Annotated in this window: 19 protein-coding genes and 1 tRNA gene; 15 read left to right on the top strand and 5 right to left on the bottom strand. The window is 53.5% G+C overall.

Going from position 1 to position 22,323, the window contains the following annotated elements:
• Nucleotides 1-48 precede the first annotated feature (48 nt).
• A complete protein-coding gene (gene uxuA / locus HVX64_RS15170) occupies nucleotides 49-1,239 on the bottom strand; it encodes a mannonate dehydratase (protein ID WP_044258619.1) in 1,191 nt (396 codons plus the stop codon).
• Nucleotides 1,240-1,444: 205 nt separating this feature from the next.
• Between uxuA and HVX64_RS15175 the strand changes: the two genes are divergently transcribed.
• The 9 genes from HVX64_RS15175 (at nucleotide 1,445) to yejF (ending at nucleotide 13,120) form a co-directional block, all read left to right on the top strand.
• Nucleotides 1,445-2,911 carry a fructuronate reductase gene (locus HVX64_RS15175; protein ID WP_044258617.1) on the top strand — a complete coding sequence of 489 codons (1,467 nt, stop codon included), beginning with the start codon at nucleotides 1,445-1,447 and terminating at the stop codon, nucleotides 2,909-2,911.
• 116 nt (nucleotides 2,912-3,027) lie between these two features.
• Entirely contained in the window at nucleotides 3,028-4,014 is a 987-nt protein-coding gene (locus HVX64_RS15180; protein ID WP_044258739.1) for a GTP-binding protein, read from the top strand.
• Nucleotides 4,015-4,052: 38 nt separating this feature from the next.
• A complete protein-coding gene (locus HVX64_RS15185) occupies nucleotides 4,053-4,766 on the top strand; it encodes a phosphatase PAP2 family protein (protein WP_043001882.1) in 714 nt (237 codons plus the stop codon).
• 413 nt (nucleotides 4,767-5,179) lie between these two features.
• The gene (gene mepS, locus HVX64_RS15190) at nucleotides 5,180-5,749 is read left to right on the top strand and encodes a bifunctional murein DD-endopeptidase/murein LD-carboxypeptidase (protein WP_043000104.1); all 570 of its coding nucleotides are present in this window, start codon (nucleotides 5,180-5,182) and stop codon (nucleotides 5,747-5,749) included.
• A gap of 186 nt (nucleotides 5,750-5,935) precedes the next feature.
• Nucleotides 5,936-7,492, top strand: a complete 1,557-nt coding sequence (locus HVX64_RS15195) for a cyclic di-GMP phosphodiesterase (RefSeq protein WP_044258614.1) — start codon at nucleotides 5,936-5,938, stop codon at nucleotides 7,490-7,492.
• A gap of 102 nt (nucleotides 7,493-7,594) precedes the next feature.
• A complete protein-coding gene (locus HVX64_RS15200; RefSeq protein ID WP_181825436.1) occupies nucleotides 7,595-9,409 on the top strand; it encodes an extracellular solute-binding protein in 1,815 nt (604 codons plus the stop codon).
• The gene (locus HVX64_RS15205) at nucleotides 9,410-10,504 is read left to right on the top strand and encodes a microcin C ABC transporter permease YejB (RefSeq protein WP_044258612.1); all 1,095 of its coding nucleotides are present in this window, start codon (nucleotides 9,410-9,412) and stop codon (nucleotides 10,502-10,504) included.
• Entirely contained in the window at nucleotides 10,504-11,529 is a 1,026-nt protein-coding gene (locus HVX64_RS15210; RefSeq protein ID WP_043000101.1) for an ABC transporter permease, read from the top strand. Before HVX64_RS15205 ends, HVX64_RS15210 begins: the two co-directional genes overlap by 1 nt.
• Before the next feature lies 1 nt (nucleotide 11,530).
• The gene (gene yejF / locus HVX64_RS15215; protein WP_044258610.1) at nucleotides 11,531-13,120 is read left to right on the top strand and encodes a microcin C ABC transporter ATP-binding protein YejF; all 1,590 of its coding nucleotides are present in this window, start codon (nucleotides 11,531-11,533) and stop codon (nucleotides 13,118-13,120) included.
• Nucleotides 13,121-13,123: 3 nt separating this feature from the next.
• Here the strand turns inward: yejF and HVX64_RS15220 are convergent, their stop codons facing one another.
• The 3 genes from HVX64_RS15220 to rsuA form a co-directional block, all read right to left on the bottom strand.
• Entirely contained in the window at nucleotides 13,124-13,468 is a 345-nt protein-coding gene (locus tag HVX64_RS15220; protein WP_043000099.1) for a YejG family protein, read from the bottom strand.
• Nucleotides 13,469-13,810: 342 nt separating this feature from the next.
• Entirely contained in the window at nucleotides 13,811-15,001 is a 1,191-nt protein-coding gene (locus HVX64_RS15225; protein WP_043000098.1) for a Bcr/CflA family multidrug efflux MFS transporter, read from the bottom strand.
• Between the two features lie 15 nt (nucleotides 15,002-15,016).
• Nucleotides 15,017-15,724: a 16S rRNA pseudouridine(516) synthase RsuA gene (gene rsuA, locus HVX64_RS15230; protein ID WP_043000097.1), complete on the bottom strand. Its 708-nt coding sequence runs from the start codon at nucleotides 15,722-15,724 to the stop codon at nucleotides 15,017-15,019.
• A 151-nt stretch (nucleotides 15,725-15,875) separates the two neighbouring features.
• Between rsuA and HVX64_RS15235 the strand changes: the two genes are divergently transcribed.
• Nucleotides 15,876-17,636, top strand: a complete 1,761-nt coding sequence (locus tag HVX64_RS15235) for a DEAD/DEAH box helicase (protein WP_044258608.1) — start codon at nucleotides 15,876-15,878, stop codon at nucleotides 17,634-17,636.
• Nucleotides 17,637-17,760: 124 nt separating this feature from the next.
• Nucleotides 17,761-18,045 carry a 50S ribosomal protein L25 gene (gene rplY / locus HVX64_RS15240; RefSeq protein WP_043000095.1) on the top strand — a complete coding sequence of 95 codons (285 nt, stop codon included), beginning with the start codon at nucleotides 17,761-17,763 and terminating at the stop codon, nucleotides 18,043-18,045.
• A 51-nt stretch (nucleotides 18,046-18,096) separates the two neighbouring features.
• Here rplY and yejK read toward each other — a convergent pair whose 3' ends face one another.
• The gene (yejK, locus tag HVX64_RS15245; RefSeq protein WP_044258606.1) at nucleotides 18,097-19,104 is read right to left on the bottom strand and encodes a nucleoid-associated protein YejK; all 1,008 of its coding nucleotides are present in this window, start codon (nucleotides 19,102-19,104) and stop codon (nucleotides 18,097-18,099) included.
• Nucleotides 19,105-19,284: 180 nt separating this feature from the next.
• On the opposite strand from yejK, the gene HVX64_RS15250 reads away from it, so the two are divergent.
• The 4 genes from HVX64_RS15250 to narP all read left to right on the top strand — a co-directional run bounded on the left by HVX64_RS15250 (nucleotide 19,285) and on the right by narP (nucleotide 22,293).
• Nucleotides 19,285-19,512, top strand: a complete 228-nt coding sequence (locus HVX64_RS15250; protein ID WP_042317936.1) for a YejL family protein — start codon at nucleotides 19,285-19,287, stop codon at nucleotides 19,510-19,512.
• Between the two features lie 31 nt (nucleotides 19,513-19,543).
• On the top strand, nucleotides 19,544-21,304 hold the full coding sequence (gene yejM / locus HVX64_RS15255; protein ID WP_044258605.1) for an LPS biosynthesis-modulating metalloenzyme YejM: 1,761 nt from the start codon (nucleotides 19,544-19,546) through the stop codon (nucleotides 21,302-21,304).
• A gap of 73 nt (nucleotides 21,305-21,377) precedes the next feature.
• A tRNA-Pro gene (locus HVX64_RS15260) sits at nucleotides 21,378-21,454 on the top strand.
• A gap of 191 nt (nucleotides 21,455-21,645) precedes the next feature.
• Complete coding sequence (gene narP, locus HVX64_RS15265) at nucleotides 21,646-22,293, top strand: nitrate/nitrite response regulator protein NarP (RefSeq protein ID WP_044258603.1); 648 nt, start codon at nucleotides 21,646-21,648, stop codon at nucleotides 22,291-22,293.
• Nucleotides 22,294-22,323: the final 30 nt, after the last annotated feature.

A 22,323-nucleotide genomic window follows, 5' to 3' on the forward strand; every position in this document is an offset into this window, starting at 1 on the left:
ATGTAAAAAAGGACAGCCTGAGCTGTCCTTTTTTTGTCGTTTGCTGTTTTACAGCAGGTCGCGGAACTGGGTCATTTTCAGCGCCAGTTCTACACCGCGCACTTCCGCCAGCCCTTTCAGACGGCCAATCGCGGAATAACCCGGGTTGGTTTTCTTATGCAGATCGTCCAGCATTTGATGACCGTGATCGGGGCGCATCGGAATGGGACGCAAATCCCCCGCCTTCTTGCGGCGCTGCTCTTCGGTCAGAATCGCCGTCACCACCGCGACCATATTCACATCACCCTGCAAATGTGCGCCTTCATGGAAGGTTTTCGGGTTCGCTTCGCGGCACGTCGAGCGCAGATGGGTAAAGTGGATACGATCGCCAAAGGTTTCAATCATTTTCACCAGATCGTTATCCGCACGAACGCCGTAAGAGCCTGTGCACATGGTGAAACCGTTGTAGATGCTGTCGACGGTCTCTTTCAGCCACTGCATATCTTCAATGGTGGAGACAATGCGTGGTAACCCGAGAATCGGACGCGGCGGATCGTCAGGATGCACTGCCAGACGCACGCCCACTTCTTCAGCCACCGGGACAATCGCACGCAGGAACACGGCCATATTGTCACGCAGATCGTCTTTGCTGATGCCGTCATACTCGGCCAGACGCGCGCGGAACTGATCGAGCGTATAACCCTCTTCCGCACCAGGCAGACCGGCAATGATATTACGGGTCAGTTTTTCGATATCCGCGTCGCTCATGGCATTGAAATAGGCCAACGCCTGACGCTGTTCTTCTTCGCTATAGTCCGCTTCCGCACCCGCACGCTTGAGGATATGCAACTCAAAAGCGGCGAAGGCTATTTGATCGAAACGCAGCGCTTTCGAACCGTCTGGCAATTCGTACTCAAGGTCGGTACGCGTCCAGTCCAGAATCGGCATAAAGTTATAGCAGACGGTGTCGATGCCGCAGGCTGCCAGATTACGGATGCTCTGCTGATAATTTGCGATCCATGTCTGATACTGACCGGAGCGGGTCTTGATCTCTTCATGAACCGGAATACTTTCGACCACCGACCAGGTTAACCCTTTTTCCGCCAGAATCGCCTGACGTTTTTTAATCTCATCGACCGGCCACACTTCACCGTTCGGAATGTGGTGCAATGCTGTCACAACACCCGTTGCACCAGCCTGACGCACATCATCAAGCGATACCGGATCGTTAGGCCCGTACCAACGCCAGGTTTGTTCCATTGCTTTACCTCACAAAGTTGTTATACCAAATTAGCTTACCAGAATGACGACTACCATACAGGCTTCTACGAGGTGATCAATAAAAGGGGCGTGATTGATTGATCCAGCTCACATTACCCGGATAAATCAGGCTTACCAATTTCATTTGTTGTCATATAACTTTACACTGGCGTTGTTAATTTATGGTTAATCAGGTGTGTAATAAATGACTACAATTGCCTCAGCAATATTGCCGGATGGCGTACAAACGCCACGCTATGACCGCCAGCAACTGAAAACCCGCATGGTGCATTTCGGTTTTGGTGCCTTTCATCGTGCGCATCAGGCATTACTGACCGATCGGGTGCTGAACGCCCAGGGCGGAGATTGGGGAATTTGTGAAATCAGCCTGTTCAGCGGCGACACGCTGATGCGTCAACTCCGCGAGCAGGATCATTTATACACCGTGCTGGAAAAAGGCGCAGACGGCAATCAGGCGATTATTGTCGGTGCCGTCAACGAATGTCTGAATGCGAAACTCGATTCGCTCGCCGCTATAATCGAAAAATTCTGCGAACCTCAGGTGGCGATTGTCTCACTGACCATCACCGAAAAAGGGTATTGCATCGATCCGGCTACTGGCGCGCTGGACCTGACAAATCCGCGCATTGTTCACGACCTGCAATCGCCTGATGAACCCCATTCAGCACCGGGTATTCTGGTGGAAGCGCTGTCACGTCGGCAGGCACGCGGCCTGGCAGCTTTTTCTGTACTCTCCTGCGATAACATTCCTGATAACGGCCACGTCGTGAAGAACGCCGTGCTGGGGATGGCGGAAAAACGATCCCCCGCGCTGGCGGACTGGATCCGCGAGCACGTCAGCTTCCCTGCCACGATGGTTGACCGCATTGTTCCGGCCGCGACGGAAGAGTCGCTGGCGGAGATCACTCGCGAACTGGGCGTGACCGATCCTTGCGCCATCAGCTGTGAACCGTTCATTCAATGGGTGGTTGAAGACCACTTTGTCGCCGGTCGTCCCGCATGGGAAGCGGCTGGCGTGCAGATGGTCAGCGATGTGCGTCCCTGGGAAGAGATGAAATTACGGATGCTTAATGGCAGCCACTCGTTTCTCGCGTATCTCGGTTATCTTTCCGGATTTCAGCATATTAATGAGTGCATGCAGGACAGCGCATTCCGCGAAGCCGCGTACCGACTGATGATGGACGAACAGGCGCCGACGCTCACTATTACTGACGTGGATTTGACCGGTTACGCGCAAAGCCTGATTGAACGCTTTGCGAATCCGGCGCTGAAGCATAAAACCTGGCAAATCGCGATGGACGGCAGTCAGAAACTGCCGCAGCGGATGCTGGCGGGCATTCGTCTCCATCTGGCACGCGAAAGCGCATGGCCACTCTTAGCGCTGGGCGTGGCGGGGTGGATGCGCTATGTCAGCGGCGTCGATGATGCCGGCACGACCATCGACGTTCGCGACCCGCTGAATGATAAAATCCGCGCTATAGTGACCACCCATCATGAGGATCAGCGCGTGTCGGCACTGCTCTCCTTATCGGAAATTTTCGGCAACGACCTCCCGCACAATCCGGTTTTTGTCCAGACGATTGAAACGGCCTGGCAGCGTATCGCGCAACACGGTGCACATCAGGCGGTGATTGATACGTTAAAAAATTAACAATTTCTGCCATTAAGGTGAACGAAGGCCGTCTTCGTTCGCCCCGCCCTTCTCTTTTTCACTTTTTTTCGCCAGGATTAATGGAAACCGTTACGGTACATTATTCTGGAGCAGGCGTGACCAAAACTAACCTCATCACCGGTTTCCTTGGCAGCGGAAAAACCACTTCTATCCTCCATCTGTTAGCGCACAAAGACCCCGCCGAAAAATGGGCGGTACTGGTCAATGAGTTCGGTGAGGTCGGCATTGACGGCGCTCTGCTTGCTGATAGCGGCGCGTTGCTCAAAGAGATCCCCGGCGGCTGTATGTGCTGCGTGAACGGCCTGCCCATGCAGGTTGGACTGAATACCCTGCTGCGTCAGGGAAAACCAGACCGCCTGCTGATCGAACCAACTGGACTGGGGCATCCGAAACAGATCCTCTCCCTCCTCACCGCACCGGTGTATGAACCCTGGATCGACCTGCGCGCCACGTTGTGCATTCTTGATCCTCGCGGATTGCTGGATGAAAAAAGCGTTACCAATGAGAACTTCCGCGATCAGTTAGCGGCAGCAGATATCATTGTGGCGAATAAAACCGATCGTGCGACTGCGGAAAGTGAACGTGCGCTGCAAACCTGGTGGCAACAGTTTGGCGGCAACCGTCAGTTAGTGCAGGTCACGCATGGTCAGATTGACAGACAGTTGCTCGATTTACCGCGTCTGAATCTGGCTGAATTGCCCACCAGCGCCGCGCATTCGCACAGCCATCCAGAACCGCGAGGATTGGCGGCGCTGAGCCTGCCAACTCAACAACGCTGGCGTCGTAGCCTGAACAGCGGTCAGGGGCATCAGGCCTGCGGCTGGATTTTTGATGCCGATACGGTCTTTGACACCATCGGACTGCTGGAATGGGCACGACTGGCGCCGGTTGGCCGGGTGAAGGGAGTCATGCGTATTCCGGAAGGCCTCGTGCGCATTAATCGCCAGGGCGAAGATCTGCACATTGAAACGCAGAATGTCGCGCCGCCGGACAGTCGTATTGAACTGATTTCCAGCACCGAGGCAGACTGGAATACGTTGCAGAGCGCATTGTTGAAGCTTCGTTTAGCTGAACACGCGTAAGGTTGCCTGCGATTTATTGAACAGCGAACACGTTAAATATGAAAATCCGGTTACCACTGATACTTCTGCTGAATGTTGCCGGTCTGGCGTTATTCATGAGCTGGTATATGCCCGTGAATCATGGATTCTGGTTCCCGGTTGACGCCGGCATTTTCCACTTCTTTAACCAGAAACTGGTAGAGAGCCAGGCCTTCCTGTGGCTGGTCGCCATCACCAATAATCGGGCGTTTGACGCCTGTTCCCTGCTGGCGATGGGTTGTCTGATGCTGAATTTCTGGCTGAAAGAGACGCCTGCAGGCCGCCGCCGTATTGTCATCATCGGTCTGGTGATGCTGCTTACCGCCGTGGTTCTGAACCAGGCAGGTCAGGCGCTGCTGCCTGTAAAACGCGCCAGTCCTACGCTCAGTTTTGCTAATATTTATCGCGTCAGCGAATTGCTGCATATTTCGACGAAGGATGCCTCCAAAGACAGTTTCCCTGGCGATCACGGGATGATGCTGCTTATTTTCGCCGCATTTATGTTGCGCTATTTCGGAAAAGCCGCAGGATTTATCGGCCTTATTATTGTTGTGGTTTTTGCTTTCCCGCGTGTCATGATCGGCGCCCACTGGTTCACCGATATCGCCGTAGGATCATTAACCGTGGTTCTAATTGGCCTGCCCTGGTGTCTCCTGACCCCGTTAAGCGATCGCCTTATCGCGCTTTTCGACAATTATCTTCCCGGCAAAAACACACAAATCTTAAACAAATAACCCACAGTTATTAACATTATCAGGGTTTATTCTTACGCCCTGATGATGTGTTAAGATAAATTATTCATCTCATCGTCATTATTTTGTCATAACATTACCTTTTAGAATGAATGAGTTGCCTGTTTTTCCGCCATTTTGCGTTTAAATTGACCAATCCCGTTTATTCACTTTCTGTATCACATTTTCTTATTAAAATTCAGATAAAATCACTCGCCAAGCCTGAAACGATCGGGTAACCTCGAACTCGTTTTGCCTCGCTGGGTTATTATTCTCTTCGCGAATAAATTTGTGCGTTCTGCCACAGTTTTGCGCTTAAAGAATTGTCTCATTGTGCGCAGGTAATTAGTCTCGTCACGTTTGGCATTTTTTATAACGATATTTATCGTTAAGGACTTCAAGGGAAAACAAACAAAATGGTCAAATCTCAACCGATCTTGAGATATATCTTGCGCGGGATCCCCGCGATAGCAGTCGCGGTACTGCTTTCTGCATGTAGCACTACCACAAACACCGCAAAGAACACGCATTCTGAGACGCTTGGTGTGAATCAAGAAGCTTCCTCACTGCAAGCTTCTCAGGATGAATTTGAGAGTATGGTACGTAACCTCGATGTTAAATCGCGGATTATGGATCAGTACGCTGACTGGAAAGGCGTGCGCTATCGTCTCGGCGGCAACTCCAAAAAAGGTATTGATTGTTCCAGCTTTGTACAGCGTACATTCCGTGAACAGTTTGGTTTAGAACTCCCACGCTCCACCTACGAGCAACAGGAAACCGGTAAATCCGTTTCGCGCACTAATCTGCGTACTGGCGATCTGGTTCTGTTTCGCGCAGGTTCGACGGGCCGTCATGTTGGTATTTACATTGGCAACAACCAGTTTGTTCATGCCTCTACCAGCAGCGGTGTCATCATCTCCAGCATGAACGAGCCATACTGGAAGAAGCGCTATAACGAAGCGCGTCGGGTTCTGAGCCGCAGTTAATCGTTTGGTTGCTATCCCTTGGCGACCCTGACGAGACAGACGAAAAGCATCGCTTCGGCGGTGCTTTTTTTTTGATTCCCTTTTTCTCCCTGTGGAAAAGCATGACTCGCCGAAGCAATCCAGGCTATAGTCTTGTTATTCCATCACATTTATCATCATCGCAATCTCAGGATAAAGCCAGGCATCATGTTCACTCACGCCTTAACGACTGGTCGAAAAATCGTGCTTACCTGCCTGATTACCGGGGTTGTCGTTGCTATTGTTATCAGTAGCTTACAATTCGTGATGGCGTGGCATAAGCGGGAAGTTAAATACGACAGGCTGGTTTCTGACATTCAGCATTACCTGGTTAGCTATTTTGCCGATCTCAAAAGTACTACCGACATTCTTCAACCGTTGACTTTAAAGACCTGTAAACAAGTCAGCGCAGAACTCACTTCCCGTGCCGCCTTTAGCCTGAACGTTCGTGCCTTTTTGCTGGTCAAGGATAAGAAAGCATTTTGCTCATCGGCAACCGGAGGCATGGATACGCTGCTGACTGAACTGGTCCCCAGCCTCGATATTGGTAAAGATATCGATATGGCGATTATCCCGGGAACGCCGATGATGCCCAATAAACCCGCGATGGTGATTTGGTATCGTAATCCCCTGATGATGAATAGCGGCGTTTTCACCTCCCTGAATATCAACCTTACGCCGTATTTGCTCTATACCGCCCGCCAGGAAGACTTTGACGGGATTGCCATCATCGTCGGCAACACCGTGTTGTCGACCTTTTCAGACCATCTGCTCACCGTTGATGAACTCGACGGTTCACCGGAGCGCGAAGCAAAAATTGCCGGTGTTCCGGTGACGATCAGGCTATACGCAACCAACTGGACCTGGCCCGACTTATGGTATGCCCTGCTTCTCGGCGGGATGGGTGGGATCATTGCGGGTTTACTCTGCTACTACGTCATGAGCATTCGCTTGCGGCCCGGAAAAGAGATCCTCACCGGGATCAAACGCGATCAGTTCTACGTCGTCTATCAGCCTGTCGTGGATACGCAGTCGCTGAAGGTCACCGGGCTGGAAGTGTTGCTGCGCTGGAGACACCCAACGGCGGGAGAAATCCCACCTGATGCGTTTATTCATTACGCTGAGGCCCAGCACATGATTGTGCCGCTGACCCAACATCTGTTTAAGCTGGTGGCGCGGGACGCCCCTACGCTGCAAAAAGTCCTCCCGGTCGGCGCGAAGTACGGTATCAATATTGCGCCTGATCACCTGCACAGCAGCAGTTTTAAAGATGACGTTCGGCAGTTAGTCGCCGCGATGCCGCCCAACCACTTCCAGATCGTGCTGGAAATTACTGAACGCGACATGCTCAAGCAACATGAAGCGTCACAGTTATTTGAGTGGCTGCACGCCGCGGGCTTCGAAATTGCGATAGACGACTTCGGCACCGGCCACAGTGCGCTGATTTATCTGGAACGCTACACCCTGGATTATCTGAAAATCGATCGCGGTTTTATTAACGCCATTGGAACAGAAACCGTCACTTCGCCGGTGCTGGATGCAGTGCTGACGCTCGCTAAACGCCTCGATATGATGACGGTAGCCGAAGGGGTGGAAACGCCTGAGCAGGCAAAATGGCTGCATGAACGCGGGGTTCGCTTCCTGCAGGGCTACTGGATTAGCCGCCCGCTGCCGCTCGACAAATTTGTTGATTGGGTTTCACAGCCACACGCGCTGAAATGGTAAAGTCCCAACGCGTGGATTCACAACAGACGCCACCTGCCCTATTATTCAGGCATCAGAGTGACCTGCGCGGGCAGGTAAGCAAGACAAGGAATCCCTTTGCAGATAATCGTTCGCATATTGCTGCTGTTTGTCATGTTGATAAGCGCGAGTGTCCAGGCGCAGGCGATCAAAGAGAGTTATGCCTTCGCGGTACTGGGAGAGCCTAAATACGCGTTCAACTTTGATCATTTTGATTACGCCAATCCCGCCGCCCCCAAAGGCGGTCAGATTACCCTTTCCGCGCTCGGCACCTTCGACAACTTCAACCGCTACGCCCTGCGAGGTAACCCCGGCGCCCGGACCGAACAGCTTTACGACACCCTGTTTACCACCTCTGATGACGAGCCCGGCAGCTATTATCCGCTGATCGCCGAGAGCGCACGCTATGCAGAGGATTATTCGTGGGTGGAAATCACGATCAACCCCCGCGCTCGTTTTCATGATGGCTCGCCCGTCATGGCCAAAGATGTCGCCTTCACTTTCAACAAATTTATGACTGAAGGCGTGCCACAGTTTCGTCTGGTCTACAAAGGCACAACGGTTAAAGCCATTGCCCCACTCACCGTACGCATGGAGCTCGCGAAGCCGGGTAAAGAGGATATGCTCAGTCTGTTCTCATTACCCGTAATGCCACAAGCGTACTGGAAAGATCATAAGCTCAGCGACCCGTTGTCCAGACCGCCGCTGGGTGGTGGTCCTTATCGCATTAGTCAGTGGAAGATGGGGCAATATATTGTCTATACGCGCGTGAAGGATTACTGGGCGGCCAATCTGCCGGTCAATCGTGGCCGTTGGAACTTCGATGTCATTCGTTATGACTATTATCTCGACGACAACGTAGCCTTTGAGGCCTTTAAGGCCGGCGCGTTTGATTTGCGCCTGGAGAGCGATGCCAAAAACTGGGCGACGCGCTATGTTGGCAAAAACTTTGATAATCAGTACATCATCAAAGATGAGCAGAAAAATGAATCAGCGCAGGATACGCGCTGGCTGGCGTTCAACATTCAGCGCCCCGTTTTCAATGATCGACGCGTCCGTGAAGCCGTTACGCTGGCGTTTGATTTTGAATGGATGAATAAAGCGCTGTTCTACAACGCCTGGAGCCGGGCAAACAGCTATTTCCAGAACACCGAGTATGCGGCCAGAAACTACCCCGATGCGGCTGAACTGGTCCTGCTTGCGCCAATGAAAAAGGATCTGCCGCCGGAAGTCTTCAGCCAGATTTATCAGCCTCCCGTGTCCAAAGGCGACGGTTACGATCGGGAAAACCTGTTAAAAGCGGATAAATTACTGAAAGACGCGGGCTGGGAACTGAAAGGTCAGCAACGGATTAACACGGTCACTGGCAAACCGCTGAATTTTGAACTGCTCATTTCCGCCGCCAGTAACAGCCAGTGGGTCTTGCCCTTCCAGCATAATCTCCAGCGTCTGGGGATTACGATGACTATTCGTCAGGTGGATAACTCACAGCTCACCAATCGCCTGCGCAGCCGGGACTACGACATGATGCCGACCCTGTGGCAGGCGATGCCGTGGCCCAGTTCCGATCTGCAAATCTCCTGGGCGTCCGAGTATATCGACTCAAGTTATAATTCTCCAGGTGTGAAAAGTCCGGTGGTCGACAAACTGATCGCCCAAATCATCGCCGCACAGGGTGATAAAAACAAACTGCTGCCGCTTGGACGTGCGCTGGACCGCGTGCTGACCTGGAATTACTACATGTTGCCGATGTGGTACATGGCGGAAGATCGACTGGCCTGGTGGGATAAATTTTCCCGTCCAGGCATTCGTCCAATTTATACCATTGGCCTGGATAACTGGTGGTATGACGTAAACCGGGCAGCGAAGTTACCTGCCGCCAGACGGCAGGGTGAATAAATGGGCGCGTACCTGATTCGTCGTTTGTTGCTGGTTATCCCGACGCTCTGGGCAATCATCACCATCAACTTTTTTATCGTGCAAATTGCCCCCGGCGGCCCGGTCGATCAGGCGATTGCCGCCATCGAATTTGGTCAAACGAGCGCGCTGCCCGGTGCCGGGAGCGAAGGTGTTCGCGCCAGCCATGCCCGAACCGGGGTGGGAAATATCAGCGACAGCAACTATCGCGGGGGACGCGGCCTTGATCCGGAAGTGATTGCCGAAATCACCCAACGCTACGGTTTCGATAAGCCACTGCACGAGCGCTATTTCACCATGCTGTGGAACTATATCCGCTTCGATTTCGGCGACAGCCTGTTTCGTAGCGCCTCGGTACTGACGCTCATCAAAGAGAGTCTGCCGGTGTCGATCACCCTGGGGTTGTGGAGTACGCTCATCATCTATCTGGTGTCGATTCCGTTGGGGATCCGCAAGGCCGTGCATAACGGCAGCCGGTTTGACGTCTGGAGTAGCGCGTTTATTATCATCGGCTACGCTATCCCGGCGTTTCTGTTCGCAATACTGTTGATTGTCTTCTTTGCCGGCGGCAGCTATTACGACCTCTTCCCGCTGCGTGGTCTGGTCTCGGCGAATTTTGACACGCTGCCGTGGTATCAAAAGGTAACCGACTATCTGTGGCACATCACCTTACCCGTCCTGGCGACAGTCATTGGCGGGTTTGCTGCATTAACGATGCTGACCAAAAATTCCTTTCTTGATGAAGTGCGCAAGCAGTATGTCGTCACTGCCCGCGCCAAAGGGGTCAGTGAAGGGAATATCCTGCGGAAGCACGTTTTTCGTAACGCCATGCTGCTGGTGATCGCCGGTTTTCCGGCCACCTTCATCAGCATGTTTTTTACCGGTTCGCTGCTGATCGAAGTGATGTTTTCCCTCAACGGTCTGGGCCTGTTGGGTTATGAGGCAACGGTGTCACGCGACTACCCGGTGATGTTTGGCACGCTGTACATCTTCACCTTGATCGGCCTGCTGCTGAATATTCTCAGTGATATCAGCTATACGCTGGTCGATCCGCGCATTGATTTTGAGGGACGTTAATGGCCCATTTAAGCCCCGTCAATCAGGCCCGCTGGGCGCGTTTTCGCCATCATCGTCGTGGCTTCTGGTCGCTGTGGATTTTTCTCGTCCTGTTTGGTCTGAGTCTGTGTTCTGAATTGATTGCTAACGATAAACCGCTGTTAGTGCGCTACGACGGAAGCTGGTATTTCCCGCTGGTCAAGAACTACAGTGAGAGCGATTTTGGCGGGCCGCTGGCAACAAGGGCGGATTACCAGGACCCGTGGCTGAAGCAACAACTGGAAAGCCGCGGGTGGGTCCTCTGGGCTCCGGTGCGCTTTGGGGCGAACAGCATCAACTTTGCGACTGACAAACCCTTCCCCTCGCCCCCTTCGGCGCAGAACTGGCTGGGTACCGATGCCAACGGCGGCGACGTACTGGCGCGAGTGCTTTACGGCACGCGGATCTCCATTCTTTTCGGCCTGATGCTGACTTTGTGTTCAAGCGTCATGGGTGTACTGGCCGGAGCGCTACAGGGCTACTACGGTGGCAAAGTGGATTTATGGGGCCAACGGTTTATCGAGGTCTGGTCGGGTATGCCGACGCTGTTCCTGATTATTTTGCTCTCCAGCGTCGTGCAGCCTAACTTCTGGTGGCTGCTGGCGATTACGGTGCTGTTTGGCTGGATGAGTCTGGTCGGCGTGGTGCGTGCGGAGTTCTTACGCACGCGAAACTTCGACTATATCCGGGCCGCCCAGGCGCTCGGCGTCAGCGACCGCAGTATTATCTTTCGCCATATGCTGCCCAACGCGATGGTTGCCACCCTGACCTTCTTACCGTTCATTTTATGCAGTTCCATCACCACTCTGACGTCGCTCGATTTTCTTGGCTTTGGTTTACCGTTAGGTTCTCCTTCGCTCGGTGAGTTACTCCTGCAAGGCAAAAACAACCTGCAGGCGCCGTGGCTGGGTATTACTGCGTTTTTGTCGGTCGCCATTCTCCTCTCGCTGCTGATCTTTATTGGCGAGGCCGTCCGTGACGCATTCGATCCCAACAAGGCGGTGTAACATGACGCAACCTTTGCTCGATATAGACAATCTGACGCTGGGATTTCGTAAGCAGGAAACGGTTCGTACGGTAGTTAACGCGGTGTCGTTGCGCGTGGAGGCCGGCGAAACGCTGGCGCTGGTAGGAGAATCCGGTTCCGGCAAGAGTGTTACCGCACTGTCGATTCTGCGCCTGTTGCCCACGCCGCCCGCCGTATATCTTAGCGGCGATATCCGTTTTCACGGCGAGTCATTACTCCACGCCAGCGAGCAGACGCTACGCGGCGTGCGCGGCAACAAGATCGCCATGATTTTTCAGGAGCCGATGGTGTCGCTGAACCCGCTCCATAACCTCGAAAAACAGCTCTATGAAGTCCTTTCCCTGCACCGCGGTATGCGCCGGGAGGCGGCACGCGCAGAGATAATAAGCTGCCTCGATCGGGTCGGTATTCGGCAGGCTGCAACCCGGCTGGGCGATTATCCGCACCAGCTTTCCGGCGGCGAGCGTCAGAGGGTGATGATTGCGATGGCGCTGTTAACGCGACCCGAATTACTCATCGCCGACGAGCCGACTACCGCGCTGGATGTCTCGGTACAGGCGCAGATCCTGCAACTGTTGCGCGAACTCCAGCGCGAGCTGAACATGGGGATGCTGTTTATCACCCATAATCTCAGTATTGTCAGGAAGCTCGCCGACAGCATAGCGGTGATGCAAAACGGGCAATGCGTTGAGCAAAACCGGGCCGCTCCCCTTCTCCACGCGCCCACGCATCCCTATACGCAGAAATTGCTCAACAGCGAGCCGACAGGCGACCCCGTACCGCTACCAGCCGGACATTCACCTCTGCTAAAGGTCGAGGATTTGCGCGTCGCCTTCCCCATTCGCAAAGGGATTCTCAAGCGCGTGGTGGCAAACAATGAGGTGGTGAAAGGCATCAGTTTCAGTCTGCAACCGGGTGAAACGCTGGGGCTGGTTGGTGAGTCAGGGTCAGGGAAAAGTACCACCGGGCTGGCGCTCCTGCGGCTTATCACCTCTCAGGGCAGCATAGAATTTGACGGCCAACAGTTACAACATCTTAACCGCCGACAGTTGTTGTCCGTACGTCATCGTATTCAGGTGGTCTTCCAGGATCCCAACTCCTCGCTGAATCCGCGTCTGAGCGTGTTACAAATCATTGAAGAGGGACTGCGCGTTCATCAACCATCGCTCTCAGCCGAACAGCGCGAGCAGCAGGTCATGGCGGTGATGGCGGAAGTGGGACTGGATGCCGACACGCGCCACCGCTATCCGGCGGAGTTTTCCGGCGGTCAGCGCCAGCGGATTGCGATAGCCAGAGCGCTGATCCTGAAGCCGTCATTGATTGTTCTTGATGAACCGACATCATCTCTCGACCGGACCGTGCAGGCGCAAATTCTCGCGCTGTTGAAATCGCTACAGCAAAAGCATCGCCTGGCCTATATCTTCATAAGCCACGATCTGCACGTGGTACGTGCGCTATGCCATCAGGTGATTGTGCTGAAACAGGGAGAGGTTATTGAGCAGGGGCAATGCGAGCGCGTCTTTAGCGCACCGCAACAGGCGTATACGCGTCAACTTCTCACGCTAAGCTGACGCTCAAAATGGATTGTTGTTAGAAAACGGTTCGGCAATGGCCACGCCAAAGTTTTTCAGACGACAAGTCGCGGCAAATTCGTCCTGGCGATTCACAAACAGGCACGGTTCGCCTTCACATTCCAGTACGGAACATGGCACTTCGATATCACTGAGCGCCTGACTGAGTTTATGCATCACCGGCCAGGCGCTATCGCCATCCGGACTCAGCAGTTTAAGCGCCACCAGACTGTTTTCGACGCTTTGGCCATTTTGCGGAATCGGTTCAACTTTCGAACCTGCGAAACCCGCAGACCAACGATAGTTCTGTGGTAAGCGATGAACGATTGAGAGCTGTAATGTTGTCACTTTCTTTCCCCGGAAGCACAATCACTTCACAATTTATTTACATCTATATTAACACATCATTGACAATCCGTCCTTAAACGGATGCATAACGTGGCAATCCTTCTCCCGCGTGGCCAGTATGTTGGGTATGGCCTTTATTAAAATAGAGATTTCCAGTCGGGACAGGAGCGCGGGCTATATGTACCCGTTTCTGCGATCTAACTCAACCTTTTTAACTACAATGATGTGACTTTTTACATAAATTGATTTTACATAAAATAAACATATATCGGGGGAATGATAGGATTGTCGTTGACATACATCAACAAAGGAAGCCGAACGGCTTCCATATTGTGTATTTGATCACCGTTTTTTCGGGCGGCTCGCATAGAGATAGAACAAAATTGAACAGCTTGCACAGAAGGCAATAGACCAAATCATCGGCCAGGCTGAGTTAAACGTTGCCAGAGAGAGTAACGCGCCAACAAGCGCGCCAATGCCAAAGCGGAAAGTGCCCGCCAGCGATGAGGCCGTTCCCGCCATGTGTGGGAACTCATCGAGGATCACCGCCATCGCATTGGAAGAGATCATCGACACGCAACCGACAAAGACTGCCACCCCCAGCACCAGCGCCCAGAAACCGATGCCAAACAGCGCACTCAGCACCATCCACACCGCCATCGCCAGTTGGATCCACAATCCGGTACGGAACATGTTCAGCGCACCGATCCGGCGTACGAAGCGACTGTTAAAAATCGTCATAATGAATAAAAAGACGATGTTTAGCGCGAAGTAGTAGCCAAAATCCTGCGGCGATACGTGGTTGATTTCGATATACACGAACGGCCCGGCGCTGAGAAAAGAGAACATCCCGGCAAAGCTAAAGCCGCTTGCCAGCATATAGCTCAGCACCCGCTTATGGCGAAACAGCGAGGCAAAGTTACCTATTGTCGTGCGGATATGGAACGGCTGGCGCTTTTCAACCGGTAACGTCTCTTTAATGAGCGTTGCGATCATGACAGAGGCCAGAACCGCGGCGATCGCCAGGATCCAGAAGATAGAGTGCCAGCTCAACCACACCAGCACCCAGCCGCCGATGATTGGTGCCATCAGCGGTGCAATCGTGGTCACCAGCATGACGAACGACATCATGCGGGAGAACTCTTCTTTAGGATACATATCGCGCATCAGCGCATTGATCACCACGCTGGCAGCGGCTGCAGCCAGACCGTGGAAGAATCGCATCACAATCAGCTGATCGATGGTCTGCGCCAGCGCACAGGCTACGGCGGCGGCAGCGAACACCAGCGTGCCACCGAGGATCACCGGTTTTCGCCCAAGGCTATCCGCCATCGGCCCATACAGTAGCTGCCCGACTGCGAAGCCCAGAATATAGGTGCTAAGCGTCATCTGCGCGCTGCCCGCCGGCACGCCAAACTGCTCGGAGATCACCGGTAGCGCCGGAAGGTACATATCGATCGACAGCGGCATTAACATCGCCAGCAGACCGAGAATAAAAACAATGGCAAAGGACGAGTGCTGCCGGGTGGTCACAAAAAACTCCTGAATTTAGCTGGACGACATGCCGACGCTGGCAATTTCGGCTTCGGTCAAAGGGCGATACTCACCGGGCTCAAGGTCAGCATCAAGGGTAATGGCGCCTATCCGCTCGCGGTGCAGTTCTACCACGTGGTTACCCACGGCGGCAAACATCCGTTTCACCTGATGATAGCGTCCTTCGCTGATGGTCAGACGCACCTGCGTCGGGGTAATAACCTCAAGCACAGCCGGTTTGGTGAGATCTTTTTCATTATGTAACTGCACGCCTTTTGCAAACTGCGCGGCGGTATCTTCGGCGACGGGCGACTCCAGCGTGACCAGATACGTTTTCTCGCAGTGGTGACGCGGAGAGGTGATGCGGTGCGACCACTGCCCGTCGTCGGTCATCAGCACCAGACCGGTGGTGTCGATATCCAGGCGACCCGCAGCGTGTAATTTATGCGCGACCGGCTCATCCAGGAAATACAGGATCGTCGGATGATCCGGGTCATCCGTCGAACACACATAGCCCTGGGGTTTATTAAGCATAAAGTAACGTGGGCCGTTTTGCTGAACCAGCGTGTTGCCGTCATATGCTACGTCGTGTTCTGGCAGCAGTTTGAACGCAGTATTCCGGATGATTTCACCATCCACGGTAACACGGCTACCGCGGATTTCACGCCCGGCAATAGCGCGGCTGACGCCGAGTTGCTGAGCGATAAATTTATCAAGTCGCATGAGTGTGATTTTGCCTGTAAAAATACGGGAGTCGGGCGCGTCGCCCGAAAAGTGGAGCCGTTATCTGCCCAGTATAGCGGGCTAACAACATCCCTCAAGGGAAAACGATTCGTGGCATACTATACCCGAGTTCGTTACGTATTGTGAGACCATGATTTTTACACTTCGCCCCTACCAGCAAGAAGCCGTGGATGCCACGCTCAACCATTTCCGTCGCCATCGCACGCCTGCGGTGATTGTTCTGCCCACTGGCGCCGGTAAAAGCCTGGTGATTGCTGAACTGGCGCGCGTCGCCAGAGGCCGCGTGCTGGTTCTGGCGCATGTGAAAGAGCTGGTGGCGCAAAACCATGCCAAATACTGCGCACTGGGGCTGGAAGCCGATATTTTTGCCGCCGGACTTAAACGTAAAGAGAGCCACGGTAAAGTGGTGTTCGGCAGCGTTCAGTCCGTGGCTCGCAATCTGGACGCCTTCCAGAGCGAGTTTTCGCTGCTGATTGTTGATGAATGCCATCGTATCGGCGATGACGAAGAGAGCCAGTATCAGCAGATACTCACCCATCTGAGCAACGCCAATCCCCACATTCGCCTGCTGGGGCTGACCGCCACCCCTTTTCGTCTGGGCAAAGGCTGGATCTATCATTTTCACTACCACGGTATGGTGCGCGGCGACGACAAGGCGCTGTTTCGCGACTGCATTTACGAACTGCCGCTGCGCTACATGATTAAGCACGGCTATCTTACGCCGCCGGAACGCCTCGACATGCCGGTGGTGCAGTACGATTTCAGCCGCCTGCAGGCGCAAAGCAACGGTCTGTTTAGCGAAGCCGACCTGAACCGTGAGCTGAAAAAGCAGCAGCGTATCACACCGCATATCATCAGCCAGATTATTGAATTCGCCCAGACCCGCAAAGGGGTGATGATTTTTTCCGCCACCGTCGAGCATGCCAAAGAGATTGCCGGACTGCTGCCGAAAGCGGATTCCGCGCTGATTACCGGCGACACGCCGGGTCCTGAACGTGATGAGCTGATAGACGCGTTTAAGGCTCAGCGTTTTCGTTATCTGGTCAACGTCTCCGTCTTAACCACGGGCTTCGATGCCCCGCACGTCGATCTCATTGCCATTCTGCGCCCCACCGAGTCAGTCAGTCTGTACCAACAAATTGTGGGTCGCGGCCTGCGTCTCGCACCGGGAAAAACGGACTGTTTGATTCTGGATTACGCCGGTAATCCGCACGATCTCTATTCTCCGGAGGTGGGGAGTCCGAAAGGCAAAAGTGATAACGTGCCGGTCCAGGTCTTCTGCCCGGCCTGCGGTTTCGCAAATACCTTCTGGGGCAAAACCACCGCTGACGGTACGCTGCTCGAACATTTTGGCCGCCGCTGTCAGGGTTGGTTTGAAGATGATGAAGGACATCGCGAGCAGTGCGATTTTCGCTTCCGCTTTAAAAATTGCCCGCAGTGCAACGCCGAAAACGACATTGCCGCTCGCCGCTGTCGGGAATGCGATACGATCCTTGTCGATCCCGACGACATGCTGAAAGCAGCGTTGAAACTGAAAGACGCGCTGGTGCTCCGCTGTAGCGGCATGACGTTGCAGCACGGCCATGACGAGAAAGGCGAATGGCTGAAAATCACCTACTATGACGAAGATGGCGCGGACGTTAGCGAGCGCTTTCGCCTGCAAACCCCTGCCCAACGTACGGCATTTGAACAACTGTTTATCCGCCCGCATACCCGCACGCCAGGTGTGCCGCTACGCTGGATCACCGCGGCGGATATCCTCGCGCAACAACCCTTGTTACGCCATCCCGACTTTGTGGTGGCGCGGATGAAAGGCCAGTACTGGCAGGTGCGGGAAAAGGTATTCGATTACGAGGGGCGTTTCCGTCGGGCACATGAATTACGCGGTTAATCGTACTTTTGATTGATGTAACGGGCGTTTGAGGATAGAATCTCGCCCGCTTTTGCATACGCAAAGCAGATCACTTACCTGTTGCTGGGTCGCCTGTAGCAGGAATTATTAAAGAGAGATTTAAATGTTTACTATCAACGCTGAAGTACGTAAAGAGCAGGGTAAGGGTGCGAGCCGCCGCCTGCGTGCCGCTAACAAGTTCCCGGCAATCATCTACGGTGGCAAAGAAGCCCCGATTGCTATCGAACTGGACCACGATTCCATCATGAACATGCAAGCTAAAGAAGGTTTCTATAGCGACGTTCTGACCATCGTTGTTGACGGTAAAGAAGTAAAAGTTAAAGCTCAGGCTGTACAGCGTCACGCGTTCAAGCCAAAGCTGACTCACATCGACTTCGTTCGCGCGTAATCGCCAACAAGTTGAAGAAAACCCCGCTCCGGCGGGGTTTTTTTATGGCTTTTAATTACCGCCAGACGTACGGCGCTGAAGCTGATCGCGCAGGTTCGGCGGCGTGCCTTTAATGGTCAACGTATCCGTTGCCGGATCCCAGAAAATACGCTCGCCCAGTAGCATCGCGTCAAAGTTAATGGTTAACCCACCGCCGCTGCCGGCATATTTGGTCAGTTGGCGCAGCGTGCTGCGATCGGCCGGGAAGCTCTCTTCCAGCTCATAGCCCTTCTCTGCCGTAAACTCGCTAAAACTCACTTCACTGACGCCAGAAAGTTCTTTTGACAGCGACTCCAGCTCAATTTCCTCACCGGCCTGAAGCTGCTCGTTGCAGTAGCTGTACACCTGCTGGCGCACGTTCTGGCGCTCGGCCTTACCCAGTTGCGCTTCAGCGGTGAAGTCATCGACCGCCTGCAGCAGTCCACGGTTTTGCGCCTTGGCGTTGAGACCTTCGCTGGCTCCGAGGAAATCCATAAAGAAGTCAGCCACTTTTCGCCCTACCCGCCCCTTCAGGAAGGTCAGATAGCGGGTGGATTCCGGATTGGTTTCCCACTCGGTCAGATCGATACGCGCGACGATATCCGCATGGTTGATATCCAGATAGTGCGTCGGGTTGATATCCAGATTCTCATTGACGCGCATGCTGCTTAAGTTGTTCAGCACCGCCACCAGTAAATACTCTACCGCCAGATAGCGATAATGACAGAACAGCACAATGCCGCCGTCAGCAAACGGGTATTTGGCGAGCTCGTCACGTAAACGTCCGGTCGCCGCACGGCTAAAGGCGAGAAAATCCTCCTCACCCTGGCGCTGTAAGCGCAGCGCTTGCGCCAGTTCGCTCTCTTCGCTGAACAGGCCATACGCTTTGTTTTTCGCGCTATAGACCCGATGCAGTTCAGCCATCATATCGACAACGGTGTTTGTCGGTTCCAGTAATGAATCGCGCAGGACCAGCTCAAGGTTTTGCTCATCACGCTTGATAAGCTGGTGCAGGGCAATCTGGTTGATATCCAGACTCATGATAAACTCTCCTTAAAGACCGGGCGGTATTCAACCACCACCGGCGAGGCGACGCAACAGAAGATGCAGCGCCGTTTTGCCTGTCGCACGGTAACGCGAATTATTGAGGATAAAAAAGCGGAAAAAAAACTGTTGCTACGGTAATATGTTGCCCTTTCATGAATAAACTGATGTCGATTTATGCCACAAATCTCCCGCTATAGTGACGAACACGTTGAACAGCTGCTCACCGAGATGCTCAACGTACTGGAAAAACATAAGGCACCGACTGATCTTTCCCTGATGGTGCTGGGAAACATGGTCACCAACCTTATTAATACCAGCATTGCCCCGGCTCAGCGCCAGGCGATTGCGAACTCTTTTGCCCGCGCATTGCAGTCCTCGGTTAACGACGACAAAGCGCACTAAAAGCCGATTTCGGGGAAACGAACGACACGTTATGGTAACTCATCGTCAGCGCTACCGTGAAAAAGTCTCCCAGATGGTTAGTTGGGGGCACTGGTTTGCACTGTTCAACATTCTGCTGGCTATCGTGCTCGGCAGCCGTTACCTGTTTGTCGCCGACTGGCCGACAACGCTGGCCGGTCGCGTTTACTCTTATCTGAGTATCGTCGGCCATTTCAGCTTTCTGGTGTTTGCCACCTATCTGCTGATTCTGTTCCCGCTGACGTTCATTGTGATGTCCCAGAGGCTGATGCGTTTCCTGTCAGCCATTCTGGCGACGGCCGGAATGACGCTTCTGCTGATCGACAGCGAAGTGTTTACCCGTTTCCACCTGCATCTTAATCCCATCGTCTGGGAACTGGTGATTAACCCCGACCAAAATGAAATGGCGCGCGACTGGCAGCTGATGTTTATCAGCGTACCGGTTATCTTGTTGATTGAAATGCTGTTTGCGACCTGGAGCTGGCAAAAACTGCGCAGCCTGACGCGTCGTCGTCACTTCGCCAAGCCGCTGGCCGCCTTCTTCTTTGTGTCATTTATTGCTTCACATGTGGTCTATATCTGGGCGGATGCCAATTTCTATCGTCCGATCACCATGCAGCGCGCCAACCTGCCGCTCTCCTATCCGATGACCGCGCGCCGGTTTCTGGAAAAACATGGCCTGCTGGATGCGCAGGAGTATCAGCGCCGTCTGGTCGAACAGGGGAATCCGGAAGCGGTGTCCGTGCAGTATCCACTGAGCGAATTACGCTATCGCGATATGGGAACCGGGCAAAACGTCCTGCTGATCACGGTCGATGGCCTGAACTATTCGCGCTATGAAAAGCAGATGCCGGCACTTGCCGAATTTGCCGGGCAAAACATTGCCTTCACGCGCCACATGAGTTCCGGCAACACCACCGATAACGGTATTTTTGGCCTGTTTTACGGCGTGTCGCCGAGCTATATGGACGGTATTCTGTCCACCCGAACGCCGGCTGCGCTGATTTCGGCTCTGAATCAGCAAGGCTATCAGCTGGGACTGTTCTCTTCCGACGGCTTTACCAGCCCACTCTACCGCCAGGCGTTACTGTCTGATTTCTCGATGCCAAGCGTACAGACGCAGTCTGACGAACAGACCGCCAGCCAGTGGATCAACTGGCTGGGGCGTTACGCGCAGGAAGACAACCGCTGGTTCTCATGGGTTTCGTTTAACGGCACCAACGTTGACGACAGCAACCAGTCTAACTTCGTTCGCCGCTACGCTCGCGCGGCGGGAGATGTCGATAAGCAGATCAACCGTGTGCTCGGCGCACTGCGTGAGTCCGGTAAACTGGATAACACGGTGGTGATAATCACCGCCGGTCGCGGCGTCGCGTTGAGCGATGAAGAGAAAAACTTCGCCTGGTCGCACGGCCACCTGCAGGTTCCGCTCATTATTCACTGGCCGGGGACTCCCGCACAGCGGATCAACAGCCTGACCGATCACACAGACGTCATGACCACATTGATGCAGCGTCTGCTCCACGTCAGCACGCCGGCTAATGAATATTCGCAGGGGCAGGATCTGTTCAATGCCAATCGTCGTCACTACTGGGTAACGGCGGCCGATCTCAGTACGCTGGCAATCACCACGCCGGAAATGACGCTGGTGCTGAACAACAACGGCAAGTACCAGACATACGATTTACGCGGCGAGAAGATTAAAGATCAGAAGCCACAGTTGAGTCTGTTATTACAGGTGCTGACAGACGAGAAGCGTTTTATCGCTAACTGATTTATTATTAATCAGTTAGCTGGATGTCCCCTTGCATTCGGTACGGAAAGCGGTAGTATTAGCTCCCACGAGTCGGCACGTAGCGCAGCCTGGTAGCGCACCGTCATGGGGTGTCGGGGGTCGGAGGTTCAAATCCTCTCGTGCCGACCAAAATACTCCTTAAGAACCAGCCCTGATGGGCTGGTTTTTTTATGCTCCTGAATATCCTTTCATCTTTCAGGTTTTACTTCTTACCCATGCGTAATCTGGGGTAATATTTCTCCCTCTTATCGATGCGGTGAATCTGGACGATTCGCGATCGAATAACAATAATGATTCTAATAAAATCTCGGGAGATAACTATGCCTGAAGCAACGCCTTTTCAGGTGCTGGTGGTAGATGACCACCCTCTTATGCGTCGTGGTATCCGTCAATTACTGGAACTGGATCCGACATTTGAGGTGGTTGCCGAAGCGGGCGATGGTGCAACGGCGATTGATCTGGCAAACCGTCTCGATCTGGATTTAATCCTGCTTGATCTGAATATGAAAGGGCTGAGCGGTCTGGATACGTTGAACGCCCTGCGCCGCGATGGGATCACGGCGCAGATCATCATTCTCACCGTTTCGGATTCGGCCAACGACATCTACGCCCTGATTGACGCCGGCGCAGATGGCTACCTGCTGAAAGACAGCGATCCGGAAGTTCTGCTGGATGCCATTCGCACAGGCGCCAATGGCGGCAAAGTTTTCAGCGAACGCGTCAGCGATTATCTGCGCGAGCGCGAAATGTTTGGTGAAGAGGACGATCCGTTCAGCATGCTGACCGAGCGAGAGCTGGATGTGTTGCACGAGCTGGCACAGGGGCTGTCTAACAAGCAGATTGCCTCGGTCCTCAATATTTCCGAACAAACCGTAAAAGTGCATATTCGCAACCTGCTGCGCAAGCTCAACGTACGCTCACGCGTTGCCGCGACCATCGTGTTTTTACAAACCCGCGGTATGCAATAGCCCAGCAAATGCCCGATGGCGCTACGCTTA

It is taken from the genome of Citrobacter sp. RHB20-C16, from assembly GCF_013890155.1.
GTDB lineage: Bacteria > Pseudomonadota > Gammaproteobacteria > Enterobacterales > Enterobacteriaceae > Citrobacter_A > Citrobacter_A amalonaticus.

Coding starts and splice junctions, on each gene's coding strand:
- uxuA (WP_044258619.1), bottom strand. CDS start 1,239: ATGGAACAAACCTGGCGTTGGTACGGGCCTAACGATCCGGTATCGCTT.
- HVX64_RS15175 (WP_044258617.1), top strand. CDS start 1,445: ATGACTACAATTGCCTCAGCAATATTGCCGGATGGCGTACAAACGCCA.
- HVX64_RS15185 (WP_043001882.1), top strand. CDS start 4,053: ATGAAAATCCGGTTACCACTGATACTTCTGCTGAATGTTGCCGGTCTG.
- mepS (WP_043000104.1), top strand. CDS start 5,180: ATGGTCAAATCTCAACCGATCTTGAGATATATCTTGCGCGGGATCCCC.
- HVX64_RS15195 (WP_044258614.1), top strand. CDS start 5,936: ATGTTCACTCACGCCTTAACGACTGGTCGAAAAATCGTGCTTACCTGC.
- HVX64_RS15205 (WP_044258612.1), top strand. CDS start 9,410: ATGGGCGCGTACCTGATTCGTCGTTTGTTGCTGGTTATCCCGACGCTC.
- HVX64_RS15210 (WP_043000101.1), top strand. CDS start 10,504: ATGGCCCATTTAAGCCCCGTCAATCAGGCCCGCTGGGCGCGTTTTCGC.
- yejF (WP_044258610.1), top strand. CDS start 11,531: ATGACGCAACCTTTGCTCGATATAGACAATCTGACGCTGGGATTTCGT.
- rsuA (WP_043000097.1), bottom strand. CDS start 15,724: ATGCGACTTGATAAATTTATCGCTCAGCAACTCGGCGTCAGCCGCGCT.
- HVX64_RS15235 (WP_044258608.1), top strand. CDS start 15,876: ATGATTTTTACACTTCGCCCCTACCAGCAAGAAGCCGTGGATGCCACG.
- rplY (WP_043000095.1), top strand. CDS start 17,761: ATGTTTACTATCAACGCTGAAGTACGTAAAGAGCAGGGTAAGGGTGCG.
- yejK (WP_044258606.1), bottom strand. CDS start 19,104: ATGAGTCTGGATATCAACCAGATTGCCCTGCACCAGCTTATCAAGCGT.
- HVX64_RS15250 (WP_042317936.1), top strand. CDS start 19,285: ATGCCACAAATCTCCCGCTATAGTGACGAACACGTTGAACAGCTGCTC.
- yejM (WP_044258605.1), top strand. CDS start 19,544: ATGGTAACTCATCGTCAGCGCTACCGTGAAAAAGTCTCCCAGATGGTT.
- narP (WP_044258603.1), top strand. CDS start 21,646: ATGCCTGAAGCAACGCCTTTTCAGGTGCTGGTGGTAGATGACCACCCT.